This is a genomic window from Paenibacillus sp. 203, from assembly GCF_037027525.1.
Classification (GTDB): Bacteria; Bacillota; Bacilli; order Paenibacillales; family Paenibacillaceae; genus Paenibacillus; species Paenibacillus polymyxa_B.
The window spans coordinates 73,375-88,466 of the sequence record NZ_JAXCHD010000008.1; the positions used below are offsets into that span (position 1 = coordinate 73,375).

General features: G+C 38.6%; 14 protein-coding genes. All 14 read left to right on the top strand.

Going from position 1 to position 15,092, the window contains the following annotated elements:
- Positions 1 to 2 precede the first annotated feature (2 nt).
- The 14 genes from WA407_RS18840 to WA407_RS18905 all read left to right on the top strand — a co-directional run bounded on the left by WA407_RS18840 (position 3) and on the right by WA407_RS18905 (position 15,016).
- Positions 3 to 3,401, top strand: coding sequence for an RNA dependent RNA polymerase (locus WA407_RS18840; protein ID WP_336078086.1), 3,399 nt, complete (start codon positions 3 to 5; stop codon positions 3,399 to 3,401).
- Between the two features lie 102 nt (positions 3,402 to 3,503).
- Positions 3,504 to 4,193, top strand: coding sequence for a ParB/RepB/Spo0J family partition protein (locus WA407_RS18845; RefSeq protein WP_336078088.1), 690 nt, complete (start codon positions 3,504 to 3,506; stop codon positions 4,191 to 4,193).
- Between the two features lie 14 nt (positions 4,194 to 4,207).
- Positions 4,208 to 4,483 carry a hypothetical protein gene (locus WA407_RS18850; protein WP_336078090.1) on the top strand — a complete coding sequence of 92 codons (276 nt, stop codon included), beginning with the start codon at positions 4,208 to 4,210 and terminating at the stop codon, positions 4,481 to 4,483.
- A gap of 6 nt (positions 4,484 to 4,489) precedes the next feature.
- On the top strand, positions 4,490 to 4,648 hold the full coding sequence (locus WA407_RS18855; RefSeq protein WP_336078092.1) for a hypothetical protein: 159 nt from the start codon (positions 4,490 to 4,492) through the stop codon (positions 4,646 to 4,648).
- A gap of 96 nt (positions 4,649 to 4,744) precedes the next feature.
- Positions 4,745 to 4,915 carry a hypothetical protein gene (locus tag WA407_RS18860; protein WP_196765464.1) on the top strand — a complete coding sequence of 57 codons (171 nt, stop codon included), beginning with the start codon at positions 4,745 to 4,747 and terminating at the stop codon, positions 4,913 to 4,915.
- 14 nt (positions 4,916 to 4,929) lie between these two features.
- Positions 4,930 to 6,984, top strand: coding sequence for a hypothetical protein (locus tag WA407_RS18865; protein ID WP_061830808.1), 2,055 nt, complete (start codon positions 4,930 to 4,932; stop codon positions 6,982 to 6,984).
- Positions 6,985 to 7,321: 337 nt separating this feature from the next.
- Positions 7,322 to 7,510: a hypothetical protein gene (locus WA407_RS18870; RefSeq protein WP_061830806.1), complete on the top strand. Its 189-nt coding sequence runs from the start codon at positions 7,322 to 7,324 to the stop codon at positions 7,508 to 7,510.
- Between the two features lie 37 nt (positions 7,511 to 7,547).
- Positions 7,548 to 8,783, top strand: a complete 1,236-nt coding sequence (locus tag WA407_RS18875; RefSeq protein WP_336078095.1) for a site-specific DNA-methyltransferase — start codon at positions 7,548 to 7,550, stop codon at positions 8,781 to 8,783.
- Positions 8,784 to 8,922: 139 nt separating this feature from the next.
- Positions 8,923 to 9,438, top strand: coding sequence for a DUF1643 domain-containing protein (locus WA407_RS18880; protein WP_336078096.1), 516 nt, complete (start codon positions 8,923 to 8,925; stop codon positions 9,436 to 9,438).
- A gap of 134 nt (positions 9,439 to 9,572) precedes the next feature.
- Positions 9,573 to 10,316: a transposase gene (locus tag WA407_RS18885; protein ID WP_336078098.1), complete on the top strand. Its 744-nt coding sequence runs from the start codon at positions 9,573 to 9,575 to the stop codon at positions 10,314 to 10,316.
- 160 nt (positions 10,317 to 10,476) lie between these two features.
- A complete protein-coding gene (locus WA407_RS18890; RefSeq protein WP_336078099.1) occupies positions 10,477 to 11,322 on the top strand; it encodes a tyrosine-type recombinase/integrase in 846 nt (281 codons plus the stop codon).
- Positions 11,323 to 11,497: 175 nt separating this feature from the next.
- Positions 11,498 to 13,048: a phage terminase large subunit gene (terL, locus tag WA407_RS18895; RefSeq protein WP_336078100.1), complete on the top strand. Its 1,551-nt coding sequence runs from the start codon at positions 11,498 to 11,500 to the stop codon at positions 13,046 to 13,048.
- A 51-nt stretch (positions 13,049 to 13,099) separates the two neighbouring features.
- Entirely contained in the window at positions 13,100 to 13,558 is a 459-nt protein-coding gene (locus WA407_RS18900) for a DUF2262 domain-containing protein (RefSeq protein ID WP_336078101.1), read from the top strand.
- Between the two features lie 150 nt (positions 13,559 to 13,708).
- Positions 13,709 to 15,016, top strand: coding sequence for a phage portal protein (locus tag WA407_RS18905; protein WP_336078102.1), 1,308 nt, complete (start codon positions 13,709 to 13,711; stop codon positions 15,014 to 15,016).
- Positions 15,017 to 15,092: the final 76 nt, after the last annotated feature.

The window sequence follows — 15,092 nt, forward strand, 5'->3', positions numbered from 1 at the left end:
ATTTGTCCAGTAATCCAACACGCAATCAATACCAAATCAAGCTATTCCGCTTCAATGAAATCACTCATGTAGGTGACCAACTTAACGCACCACAATTCAGCACTCGTCTCATCACCGTATCGAACAGTATCTATCTCGATCAACTCAAGCGAGTCATAGCAGAACGTGATCCTTCCATCGATGTTACCGAAGTCATCTTTATGCTCAAAGCTGATCAAATTGACGAAGACGATCCATCGCAACTTGCTTTGTTTGAACGGATGTTACGAGATGGAATCTATTATAATGGAAGGAAGTATGTCCGTTCGATTAAGTCACCTGCTATGGGACGTACACAGCGAACGGAATTTATCCAAGAAAAGTATGTTGCTGATCTGTATCGGCGCATTACACTAGGCAAAATGCCGCCACTCACCAACATCCATAAGTGGGAAGCAGCACTTGGTGTGAGTCGTTCAGCGGCACAATCAGTCCCTTATATCCCTCGTATTGTCGTCATTCCCGATTATGAAAAAGATACGATCATTGAGGATGTATGGAAAGTGGAAAAGTGTGCTGAAGATTTGGAGCAACAGAAGTTTATATTCGATGAAAAGACGAAGCAACGTGAATATTTCAAAGCCAAGAAAGAATTAAAATCAACCAAGGAAAAATTACATAAGTTAGAACGTATACCGAATAAAACGATCTCGTGGAATGGTCGTACAAAGTCTGATCCTGATCAAAATGAATATAAAACTTTCAACGGATGGAATAAACAGAATCGTCGAGTGAAGCTAGAAGCAATTTCTTTTCCTGCTCGTTCGGTTATGTATAATGACGAATTATACCCTTGCTATTCCATCGAGCAAACAGAAGAAATCCCAATCATAGCGATTAATGAAGAGTCCATCGGATTCAAGAGAGTAGAGTATCCAAGTTATAAAAATGAGAATGTCCAATTTTTCGATGGTCAAGGTTTAATGAGCTTCCAGTTTGCAGAGTGTATTGGACAACATCTGAACCTATCCTATTCACCTAATGCAGTTCAGGGAAGACTACCATATATCAAAGGTAACTTTATCCGTTTCGATCTGTTGAAATGGTTTAAGGAAAACAACGTGACAGAGATAAAGGATGTTTTTGGTGAATCACAACCCATCATCGACAAACAGGGTCGTCCTATTGATCTTATCCTCACCAAATCCTGCTTCAAAGCATGGCATCAATACAGCGAGGGAGAAGCTAAGCCTAAATGTTTGTTTGAAAATATAGCGGAATATGAAGCATTACTGAAAGTACATAATCATAATCACTTTTGGGTAGCGAACTATGCGAAACCAGCGTACCAGATGAACGCCTACACACCACTGACATACCAGTATATTCATGCGCTGAATCTTACACTGAACGATTTATATCAATTAGCTACGCCTCTAATGGATGTCATCAAACGTGTACTACATGGACAAAAGAATGACACCCATGGAAAGTGGCTTCTAGATATTGCGTACACAAAAGCGTTCCTACATATGCTAGTCCAAGAAGACGATGAACCCAAAGATGTAGATGATGAACCCGACGAACAGGAAGATGAAATAGAACGAGGTCAGAAGAAAGAGTTTATCAATGAAATCATCCAAGCTATCGATTTGAATGAATTGATGCTGTATGACGGTAATGTCCGTAAATTCATCGTGAAGCAAGCGATGCAGAAAGTTCAGGATATGTTGAAAGGTCGTATCCCGATTCGTGGCAGCTACTTTTATCTAACTAATGATCCGATTGCATTTATGGAGCATGCCAGTGGAAAACCAGTTATAGGCGTACTGAAGAAGAACCAGGCTTTTATGAATCGGAAACGTGGAATACATACGCTATTCCGTTCACCGTTAACGATATTTAATGAAGTCGGTAAGCTAGATTTTGTACAAGTACATAACCGATATATACGTCATTTAGATAATGTGATTGTTCTGAACTGTTGTGATTTAACACTGGCAAGACTTGGACTAGGAGATGTGGACGGAGATACGGCTCTCTGTACCAATGATCCCACCATATTCTCAGCCGTGATTGATGCCCCTACCATTATTAATGAAGAGGATAAAAAAGTAGCTGCTCCAGTACCGAATCATATAGACAGCATCGTTAAGATGGAGCTAAAAAGTCTACATAATCTAACTGGTAGATGCACGAATGTGAATACGTATTTTCAGAATCTGGCTTTGGAGGAAGGGAGCCTTCAAGCACGCGTCTTGGAAAACTCAGTTTTAAAATTTCTCCAAGGCCAAATTATTGATGCGACCAAAAATGGACTGGAAGTAGAGATTCCATATGTGCTGGATCGTCTGGCTATCCAGATGCCATATTTCTTTCGTTTTGTTAATGGTGGCAAGGCAGAGGATTATCAGCACTCGACGAAATCGCCGTTTAATCAATTTTGCGTCAAGGCAGAGAAGTACATAGATGACAAGTTCCAGATGGAAGATGGCAAACTGGATCAGTCTATTTTAGGCATAGAAAGTACGAGACAACTGATACAGGACATGAGTAAAGTTAGTCAGACCAAGTTTTTGAACTACCTAGCGCATATTGAGCCACTGTATAAAGAATACAATGAGAAGAAAAAAACAATTGATTATCGTCGAAAGCAATTTAATGAACTAAAAAAATGGGAACGGGATAATGATACCCGGAAAGCAATTAGCGCAGAATACGCCAAGTTAAGAGAGGAATACAAAACTCAGTGTGAAGAGATCTGTCCTTATCCTTCGGTACTTGCCAGTGCTGCTGTCGAGATCGCATATCAGTCCTACAGAACCTACTCCTTTGCATGGCTATTTGTAGATGGGCTACTGGAAAATCTAAAGCTGCATGAAAATATTTTGAAGAGAGAAGTACAAAAGGTGAATCGGCTCGCGAATCGTAATGTAGAAGGTAAAGAGCTTACCGTTCAAGCTGGCATCGCTGCCATAGATAATGTAGAGTTTCCATTGCATGTGCCGGATGGTGTGTATTCGTTATTTGAAATTATGGGACAATTTTTTATTGGGCATGAAGCTGAGAGGGAAACCGTAGTACAAACTAGTAATACGCCTTCTATGTTGGACGAAAAAAGTACAAGACGAATATTGAGAAATTATCCGCTTGGCTTCAGTACATTGAAAAAATCTCAGGAAGAATCACAGTCGATAGCTGACCAGGTGTTAGGCAAGACATGGCGGATTCAAATAGTCAAATACCAATATGTTCATATTGTAGATGAGCAGGGGAAAGTGAAGTGTATCATTCCTAGAGATCAGGTCATTCGTCGAGATGAGGGGTTATCGTTCTTTGATTTTGATACTGCAGCAATTGAATTTATCAGTATTGAAAAAGTAACGAAATCAAGCTTTAAGGCGATAGTCCATATCGAATAAATTAAATCATAGTGTGTCATGATCTGGCGCCTGTTAACACGGGCGCTTGGGTGACAGCTAGAACGTTATATACGAATCCAAACATAAGGGAGATATCATCATTTGAACATCACATTAAAATTAAGCCAGATCGTTACCAACCCGAATCAGCCACGCAAGCATTTTAACGAGGAGTCTTTGCAGGAACTGGCAGCATCCATTATAAGCGATGGATTACAGGAAGCTATATTGGTCAGACCACAGGGAAATCAATATGAAATTGTTCAAGGGGAGCGCAGATATCGAGCAGGTCAAATGGCTGGACTGGATACGATTGCAGTGAAAGTAAAGGAATTAAACGATGAGGAAGCTTTTCATCTATCTGTCATCGAAAATATCCAGCGGGAGCAAATGAATCCTATTGAAGAAGCTCATGCATTTTATGAGTATGTACAAAGAGGATACACGCATGATCAAATTGCTAAAAAAGTGAGTAAAAACAGAGCTTTTGTTACAAGCCGCCTAAGATTACTGAAACTATTACCTTTTATTCATGACTGGATTGCAGAAGGATATATTTCGGACGGTCATGCCAAGCAACTATTGAAAATGGAATCGTTTTTGAATAGATTGCTAAAAAATAAACCGACATTAAAATTTATTCATGAAGACGGTTCACAGAGAGAAGAAAGTCATTTTGAAAACTATCAATGGAAATTTCATAGTTCCTTTTGGGAGAAACATGACATAAAAAAAGAAAAACTAACCGTAAACGAGGTCAAAAGCTGGGTGGATGGTTGGCATTATGATTAATCATCTCGCCTATTTTGAATTATATGGGACTTGGCTCTGTGGTTGTTTCTAAAAATCGAGGATTCGCTTTAACCGCTCAAATGGATTGTATTGTCAATCATCTTCATATCTCCAACATCACAGAAGAAGATATTGATTTTGCAGTTGTTTATGATTTGGAAAAAAATAAAGATGATTTTGATTCCGAATTCAGGCCGTGGATGGTTGAGAAGTTTTGGGATGAGATGCGAAATGAACTTTTTTACTCTGATACCAACATCGAAGAAAAATGGAATGTACATAGCTTTTAAGATGAATTGAAAAGATGTAAAAATTATAGCGATGCTTTAGATGGAAAATCATTGGAGATGTTAACGGAAGAAATCAAATTTTATAAGCAACAATTAGATCATATTGCCAAAGAGAATCATGTTTCAATGGATGACATACTTGATGAATTGCTGACCATGGAGTAAATGGTGTCACGTGACACATATAGCGCCTGTTAACACGGGCGCTTGGGTGACATCTAGTATATGGATGCGATCCACAAATGAGAGGAGTGAATCTGAGTGAGCTATTTTTATTGTTACGATGGTCAGATGATGCGGAAATTGCAGGGTAAAAATATCCGCTACATTACTCGCGCTTTGACGATTGATAAGCATCAAAAGTTTTGGCTGTATGCTATTAATGAAGAATTTCAACAGGCTTTAGAGGAAATTAAACAACTGAAAATATAAGGAGTGAATCTGATTTGGCAGTGAATCGGGATTGTGAAATTGAGCAAATGTATAATTATTTAACTGAAGAACATAAACAAAATGTACATAAGGAAGCATTTCAGGATATTGCAAACGTATTTCTAGATTTATATGACGAGTACACCAAACAGTATCATCAATATGTAGAATTCAAAAATAATAAACGGATAGAAAAGCCTGATTCAGCTGTAAAATGGCTCTGCAACGCGAGTATGGGGCATGGTAAAACAACCGTACTAATTTGTTTCTTGAAGTGGCTTGTATCTGAAACTTATTTGAAGAAGAAGGTTCCAATCTTATTAGTCATACGGGAGAATGGGATGGCTGAAGAAGTATTCAATGAGTTGAAGAAATTTGATGAGCATTGTATTGTCAGTGTAAGAGCTGCTAATAAAGAAGATATTGAACCATATGTTTGTTATCATCAAATTGTCATTATTACTCATAGTAGACTCGATAATCTGGCTCTTGGATATGGAAATGCTCAAATATATAAGAGTTGGAAGCAGTATCGCATGAATGGGTTCAGTAGCTACGATGCTCTTGATACTCCCAATTATGTATGCACCCGACAACGATTATTGATCGTTGATGAGAAACCTTCCTTTGTCAACGCATCGATTTTTGGAATTGACAGTTGGGATAATGCATTAGATTGGTTTAATACGTTGTCGTTTGTTTTAAAAATGCAGCCTTTTCAAGCTCAGGTTTTAAAAACGTATATTCTTCATTTAATTGCAAACCAACTCGTCGAAAACACCTCAGATGTAACAACCGCTCTTATGACGAAAACCAAAGATGACAAAATGAAAAGTATTCTAAATGCCATTCAATCTATAAAGGCTAATGCTGAATCCAAAAGTAAAATTGAAGCGTACAAAAAAATGATTCACTTTGAAAAGTTATGTAAGAGATCCAGACTTGGAAGAATTGACGACTATGAGCAAAATGGTTTGACAGGTAGAAAAATTATCGTTTCAGAACGTATCCACTATGGCAAACTGAAGTTAAATATGCTTGTCCTAGATGGAACTGCTAAAATGAACAGTAGACAATACATAGGTTTTAAAGCAAAGATTATTCAGAATTATAATCAATACGCTCGGCTAAACATGTGCCAAGATGTAATTAATACTTCAAAAAATAGTCGTTTGAAGAAGGGCCATACTACTCAAAAAGCAATTACGGAACGGATACTTGAGTTAAAGCAGAAGCATTTAGATTTATTCATATTGCCAACGAAATTTGACATCCCAATCTACAAGAAATTAGGAGCCATTGGAACAGAGCAGCAGGATTCCTTTGAAGAAAAAGTAAGTGATCATACTCGGCCTATTAACTTAATGAACACAACAGGGAAAAATCAGCTTAAAGATAAGACAGCGATGTATTTGACCAGTCTGCCTCGAATGAATCCCGACTACTATAAAATCATAGCAATATCACTTTATGGAGACAAGGTTTCACTAAAAATGAGTGAAGAAGATGATTTGAATTGGTTTGAAGATGAAAAGTTAGAGATGGTGTATCGAGGAGAATTGTACGCTGAGTTTTTGCAAATTGTGCATCGGACAGCGTTAAGAAAAATTAATGAAGATACGCCCATTCACATATATGTTGCATTTGACCAAAATGAAAAAAACGTAGCTGCAGTTCAACCGATGTTTTGGGAGATTAACAGTTGGTATATGCAAGGAAAAATGAACTATACCTATCACTACATCAATGATGAATCCTTATATGGTCGGGGAGATACCATCCGAAACTTTGCTGAGGATATACATCATTGGATTTGGGAGAATTCTACCTATTTTAATCAGTTGCCGATGCCGGTCAGTAATATTCAAAAGGGTGCAGATAGTATTGGGGAGAAATTTAGGAAATGGCTGTCCAAAAATAACAATTGGATAAACAAGAAAGAGATGATCAATAAAGTATTTGCACAATACGGATATATTATTTATGAGCAAAAAGACAGATATAGCTCAAACACCAAGTACATCTCAACGATTAACAAACATTACGAATATCAGATATTTGGTTCGTAATAGACGTGACCCCACTTCTCTATATATAGGGGAAACTGGGGTCAGTTCATTAAATTTAGCTTTAGTTTGGGGAATGGGGTTATGTTGTTCTTTAAAAGGAAGGTTTCCAGTTGAGTACCTCCATATCCAAGATGGTTTTCCTTGGATTGGGGGGACAAGCAAGCAACAGGTCCATCGTTGCGCGGTAGGCACTTGAACTCAGAATTTTAGATAGGGCTTACAAAGTGTTTGAGATGTGTCACGTGACACAATGTTGAAAATGTAAAAGTATATATTATACACGGGAACTCTGGCTATGAGCTAGGGTTCCTTTTCATTTTGGAGAGGAGCAACAAGATTGCTATTAATGTTACAAGCAATAATCATAGAAATATTACGATTTATTACTGTAGTTGGTGTGTTTTTCACCTGGATGTGGATTGCAGCCTTTTTAAAAATGAAGGTAGAAAGGGGGATCAAGTGGATTGGAAATCAAATTCGTAAGCGTAGAAATGCTCGTACCTTACATAAAAAACGCCAGAAATAATGAGAAAGCTGTAGAAATAAAGGAGCAAATTCTATAAATGAAATGGATGAAATTGAAGATCGATCAACTGGTACATGCCGAATATAATCCAAGGAAGGATTTAAAAGCGGGTGATCCTGAGTTTGAAAAGATTAGGAATAGTGTTATCGAATTCGGTTATTGTGAACCGATTATTTGTAATAGTGATTATACCATCGTGGGAGGCCACCAACGTGCCAAAGTGTTGAAGGCACTCGGATACGATGAAGTCGATTGTGTCATAGTGGATGTAAATAAGTCGAAAGAGAAAGCTCTGAACATAGCGCTCAATAAAATTACAGGGGAGTGGGACTTTGAAGCACTGGCTACATTATTAGATGAGTTAAAAGAAGCAGAATATAATATTGAGTTAACAGGATTTGATTGGTCTGAAGCAGAGAAATTGCTGGATACATTGCACGAAGATACAGTAGATGAGGATAATTTTAATGTAGAAAAAGCTTTGCCTGAACATCCGATCACTCGTAAAGGTGACATTTGGCTACTTGGGAAGCATAGGCTCATATGTGGTGACTCGACTAATCCGCAGGATATCGCAATGTTGATGGATGGTAAGAAAGCACAGCTCATTGTAACTGACCCGCCCTACAACGTGGACTATACAGGCAAGACCAAGGATGCACTGAAAATTGAGAACGATAAGATGGATAACGACCAATTTTATAATTTCCTATTGGCTGCCTATACTCGAATGTATGAAGTTGCTGATGATGGAGCAAGTATTTATGTGTTCCATGCGGATAGTGAAGGTTTGAATTTTAGGAAGGCATTTACCCAAGCTGGGTTCAAACTGGCCCAGTGTTGCATATGGGCTAAACAAGCAATGGTTATGGGTAGACAAGATTATCACTGGATGCATGAACCCGTATTATATGGTTGGAAACCGACAGGTGGACACTACTGGAACAGTGATCGTAAGCAAACAACCTTATGGCAATTTGATCGCCCCTTCCGCAATGAATATCATCCCACGATGAAGCCGATTCCCTTGATTAGCTATCCAATTAAAAACTCAAGCAAACTTGGTGATATTGTATTTGATCCATTTGGTGGTTCAGGTTCAACGTTGATTGCTAGTGAGGAAACGGATCGGATTTGCTATACCAGTGAGCTTGATCCTAAGTATGTAGATGTGATTATGAAGCGATATATTGCCCATGTTGGCGATAATAGCGGCGTTTATCTGATTCGAGATGGTATGCAGTATAGCTACCAAGAAATCATTCAGCCTTGAAAACTAAGATTCCATGATATCTCCCTATAGTCTTCATAGCAAATGTTGTTCCTAATCTCCATCAATCAGTTTTTTCGAGGATCGTAATCTTGTTCCCTCCTGCTTATAATTGAGATATAAATAGCGGGGAGGAAATAATATGAAAAAGACTGCTGAACTTGACTCTACAGAACAGTATAGATATTTACTACGAAGGGAATGGGATGAGGATAAATCAAGTGCCTTGTGGATTATGCTCAATCCAAGTACAGCTGATCACCAAGATGATGATCCAACTGTTAAGGCATGTATTAGATTTACAAAAAAATGGGGATATGGCTCTTTTGAAGTAGTAAATCTTTTTGCTTATAGAGCAACGAATCCTTCAGATTTGAAAAAATTAGAGAAGGAAATTGCAATAGGAGCAGAAAATTTGAACTACATTGGTGAAGCATTGAAACGAGCAGATTTGATTATAGCGGCTTGGGGGTCTAACGGAAAAACTCATAGGAGAAATCAAGATAATGAGTTAATTTCATTACTTGGAAATTACAAGTTAAAATGTTTAGCAATTTTAGCTGATGGTGACCCTCGTCATCCTTTATATATTAGTATAGATAGTCCTCTTCAGGATTTCGAATTAAGGAAGAAAATTAGGATTAGATCAACAGTTTAAGTATAAAGACATTAATGAATTTTACAACGTCTTTTGAATATTTAGTGAAGAGAAATTATCTTGGTCTCTTCCGGTAATCTTGTAAACAGGTCTGTGTAATTTTGCACGGACTTCTTTTTTTGGAGGTGAACAGAATGAGCAAGAACAATAATAATCCCAAAAGAAATAAACCGAAGATACTGACAAAGTACGATCAATTCGTTGTGCCAAGACTGAAGGATATTCCCGTTTGGGTACGTGAAGGAGCCACAGATGAGGAGATTGCGAAACGGCTAAATATTCATATTTGGACACTAGGCGACTATCGCAGGAAACATCCGAAATTTGCTGAAGCATTGGAACGTCCAACTAAATGGGAAACACATGTATACCCTAGATTAGCGGAGATTCAGCAATGGTTCGAAGAAGGCGTGAATGCGGAGGACATTATCAGGAAACTCGACATTGGTAAAACGACTTGGTACGAGTATATAGATAAACATCCGATGCTGGCTGAACTAGTCAAATGGAGCAAATCTGTCCCTATATCCCACGTAGAAAATTCACTTTTGAAAGCTGCTACTGGGTATGAATATGAAGAAATTAAAACAATAATTGAAGAGGACAAAAATGGAAAAAAGAAGACTCGTATTGAGAAAGTGAAACGATATCAGCCTCCCAATCCGACAGCGATGATTTTCTACTTAAAGAACCGTGCACCTAACGAGTGGAATGATCGACGTGAGCTGGTGGTCAATACGAAGGCATTGGAACAGGAACGTAAGCAGCTATTTCTGGATATGATCGAAGCCGATGTAGTGGATGCCGACTATGAAGCCATTGAGGAATCGGTCGAGATTGAGGAAGGATATATGGAGTCGGATGATTCGCAGCCATAACGTTATGCCGTCAGTATTTGTATAGATAAATGCCTATTTCAGCCTTGAATTAGCCTGTAAATTGCCCAAAATCAGTGCATAAGATAAGTTATGCAAACGGTGGACTTTGCCCCGCATCAACGGTATGATGTGACACACAAAGCGAAGGGTGGGGGCTAATATGGAGTATATTCAAGGGTTTGAAGCACATTTACGGAGCAAGGATCGGAGCGAGAACACGGTTTCGTGCTACATTCGGGACGTATTGCAGTTCATAGTCTGGTATCAAAGGAAAACGGAATATGGACTGGACAAGTGGATTGAGTTGGATGGCGTAGAATACAAGAAATATCTGCAAAGCACCAACCAAGCGATACTGACCATTAATCGTAAGATTGCCAGTATCAATGTATTCGCACAATGGATGCACCAACAAGGCTATATTAAGGAAGAGATACATATCGAAGCAGTTAGAAACAAGGTTGTCCGGCAATACAAAGGATTAGCGGAAAAGGATTTGTGGAAGCTGCGGAATGAAATTCACCGTATGGGCAATCGAATGCATATCTGTATGATTGAATTGCTGCTGGGAACAGGGATACGGGTAAGCGAATTGGTTGGCACCAAGTTGAAGGATATTGAAATAAGCGAACGAAAAGGTTTATTGGAGGTATTCGGCAAAGGAAACTCCTTCCGCACTATTCCATTAAATAAGGAAGTACGAAAAGCCATTACCCGATATCTTGAAGTCAGACCACAAGTAGAATCAGAATATCTATGTATTGGCCAGCGTGGAGCATTGGAACGAAATGCGATCAACCTGATTTTGAACAAATATGGGGATCGGGTCAACGTAAAGGTCACACCCCATATGCTCAGACATACGCTTGGCTATAAGCTGGTGAAAACGACTCCATTGACAACCATCCAGCAAATCCTTGGACATGATCATGTAGCAACGACCAATATCTATACCTTAACAACACAGCAGGATATGGCTGAAGCTTTAGTAAATATCGAGTGGTGAGCAGCCACTCTTTTTGTCGTGGATGGAGGGGTTCTTCTATGTAGATAAACCAAGCCGCCAGCAAAGAGGGCAGAAATTTTTGTGATGATTTTATAGTGAATTTGAGAAAGGAGTTATACCCATTGAAGAGATAAAGCTAGAAGAGCAGCGTCAAGCTGAGCTACTTAAGCAGTATATGGAGAAGCATTTTAAACCACCGAAAATGAAACAACTGATCGAAACGTTCTCTTTTTCTGAACTACGTAAGCTTATTGGGGAGATGGATATTGAGTTTTTCGCTTTAGCCTATTTTCCTAAATACTTTGATCGAGCATTTGGCAAGTTTCACAAAGAGTTATTTTCAGAGTTAAAGCATATGCTTGCAAATAGAGGACTGATTACGGCTTTTGGACTCCCAAGGGAGCATGGAAAGTCAACGATCAGTTCTTTTCTATTTCCACTGTATGCGACTTTATATGATAAGTCACAGTTTACATTAATCATATCAGCGACAGAGCAAATTGCTCTTCCGTTCCTCGATATGATTAAAGATGAGCTAGAAACGAATACGATGCTGATTGAGGATCTTGGGATTCGAAAAGGGAGCCGCTGGAACAACAATGAAATATGGCTCAAGAGTAAAGGTGGACTGGACTCCTGCATTATGATTCGTGGGATTGACGGTAGCTTGAGAGGAATTCACTATAAGCATCATCGTCCTACCTTAGTTCTAATGGATGATTTGCTCAAGGAGGATACGGCTCGATCCGAAGCCAAACGAGAACAAATTAAAAATACGTTTACGGATGTCATTCTGCCTATTGGCACAAGGGATACAAATATTCTGATCTGTGGAACCATTTTGAACGAAGAGGATATTATGGCCGATCTGCTCAAGGGTAAAATCCCTGGTGTGCGAAGTGTCCGTAAAGCAGCCGTGCTTCAATTTTCAGAGCGTGATGATCTATGGTCAGAGTGGGAGCGACAATATAATAATCTACAAGACGAGGATAGGATCAATACTGCCTTGTCTTTTTTTATGGCGAATGAGGAGGAAATGCTGGAGGGTACGAAAATCCTATGGAACGAGTATTTGGACTATTATTATTTGATGTGTAAGAAGCAAGCGATGGGTGAAAAGAGTTTCTATAAAGAGCTACAAAATGATCCGCGCTCAACAGACGAGTACATATTTCAGAATCTGATGTATTGGGACAGATTGCCTGAGCTTGAGGACATGGAACTTGCCATGTACATTGATCCAGCTATCAAAGCCGGGAAGAAAAATGACTATTCGGCCATTTCGATTATTGGGCAGCACCGAAGGACGAAGCAAATGTATGTGATAGATGGAAATATCTACAAACTTCTGCCGGATGATTTATTCCAAGTGGCTATTGAGAAGTTGAAGCTTTACCCTGTAGATAAGCTTGGTTTTGAGGTGAATCAGGCACAGAGTTATATGAAGCAAAAGTTTGAAGAAGAGCTATGGAAGGCGAATATACATACACCCGTGGAAAGTGTGCATTCCAAGGGGCAGAAGCATGAACGTATTATTAGCTTGGAGCCAGAAGTGAAGAAAGGTCATATTCTGTTCAATGCAGCGAATATTCGATATAATAACCAGATAAAGGATTATAACCGAAACTGCCAATATGATGATGCGCCAGATAGTTTATATGGGGCTGTTCAATTAATTCAGTCTGTGAAAAGTCTGAAATTTTATGATCGTAGTTTGCTATTTTGAGATTTATGCTAAATTAGATGTTTATATATATTAATAGAAAGGAATTATAGAATGGAAAGATCAGTAATCATCAGCTTAATTGGAGTGTTTACATATATTGAGGACTATACGGCACTCGAGGCAAACGAAGGAAAAATACATTGGAGGTTAGATATAAAAAATGGATCTGTTGATGTATCCGAAATGATTAAAAGAGCAGAAGAACTTTTTTTATGTTTAGCAGACTTTGATAGAAAAGCAAGAGAAGCCATAGCGGAAGAATTGATTGAATACAAAAATGATTTTTGGCCCGAGTATGATGAAAATGACGAAAATTTAAATTGGGATGCTGTGGATGCAGGTGAATATAATACAACGAACGAAAAATTTCAAGAATCAATAACTTTATATGATATCGAACTTAATACAAATGAAATATACTGTGAGTATGATGATGGAGATTTATTTGGTGGACATAGGATACATGCTTACTTCGATAAAAATTTCAAGTTGTTAAGGGCTGATGTGTAAGTCAACACAAATAAACGCACTTAAGAAGCGCAGAGCTTGAAGTTACGTTAACGAAAAACGTTAGTTCAACAAGGAACTACCTTAGTAAAGGTGGTTCTTTTATTCATTTAAGCAACAATTACATAGCCCATTTTGAAAGGAAGTATATATTTGCAAATTACCGAACAAATCATATTAGATTGTCTAAATGAACTCCAATTGACTGTAATAGCCAAACAGAAATACTCAGACTACTACAATGGTCAGCATGCTATTCTTAAGAACTATGCGATGCAAGAAAGCCGAAGCAATCAAAAGCTTATTTTTAATTTCCCTCGTAAGTTTGTAGATAATGAAGTCGGTTATCTGCTTGGAAAGCCAGTAAACTATGTGTCCAAGTCAGATCAGGATGAAGCTATACATAACATAGATGTACATATGAACCATTGGGACAAGGAGCATAATCTACAGCTCCGGAAACAATCCGAAATCTTCGGTGAAAGTATTGAATTGAATTATATCGACTCCGATGGTCAGTTTTCAGCCACGGTGCTATCCCCTTTGAATGCGTATGTGTTGGAAGACGGAACAGCAGAACGAAATGTATTACTAGGACTACATAAATTTACTCGTCGATTTGATAAGCAAGTATATTTGGATGTGTATACCGACCATGAAATTCTACATTATACAATCGGCAACGATGATAAGCACAATCAGAGTAAGCAAAACCAAGCACCTGAATTAAAATATATCGGCAAACATAATCACATCTTTGGAAGAGTCCCGCTTATCTCCTGTCCAGCTAATACAGAGAGAAAAAGTGGCTTCCAGGATGTGATTTCTTTGTTTGATGCCTATAATGCTTTGAACTCTGATTTAGTCAATGAAATTGCAGATCATCGCAACGCCTATCTTGTGATCGAGAATGCCAAGCTGGAAGCGGAAGACTTGTTGAATATGAAGAAGATGGGCATTATTCAGGTTCCAGCTGGAGGAAAGGTAAGTTGGCTTACGAAGGAGATTAATGATTCTTTTGTAAAGAACGAGCTGGATAATATTGAACGCAAAATCTTCGACATGATGGATCAGGTTAATTTTAATGAGAATTGGGCCAGTAATACGTCCTCCTTGGCGTTGCGAAATAAGCTGCTGAATTTGGAGAATCGAGTGGCAATGCGTGAAGCGTTGATGGAAAAGGCAATCAAGCAGCGTTTACGGAATTTCTTCACGTTCCTGCACATTAAAGAAGGTGTGCAATATGATTACCGTGATATCGCCGTAAAGTTCACAAGAAACTTGCCAACAGATTTGGTTGGGATGGCAGATGTGATTGTGAAACTGAAAGAAGTGGTCTCACAGGAAACGTTGCTCACGTTGCTTCCATTTGTTGAGAATCCGAAGCTGGAATTCAATAAATTTCATGCAGAGCAGCAACGATTAATTGCTACGGATAAGGAGGTCTCAAATGCAGAATAAAAATAGCATCAAGCGGTTGGTTAAGAATAATTGTGCATCCTATCTCGGAACGAAACATGGTATTCAAAACTATTGC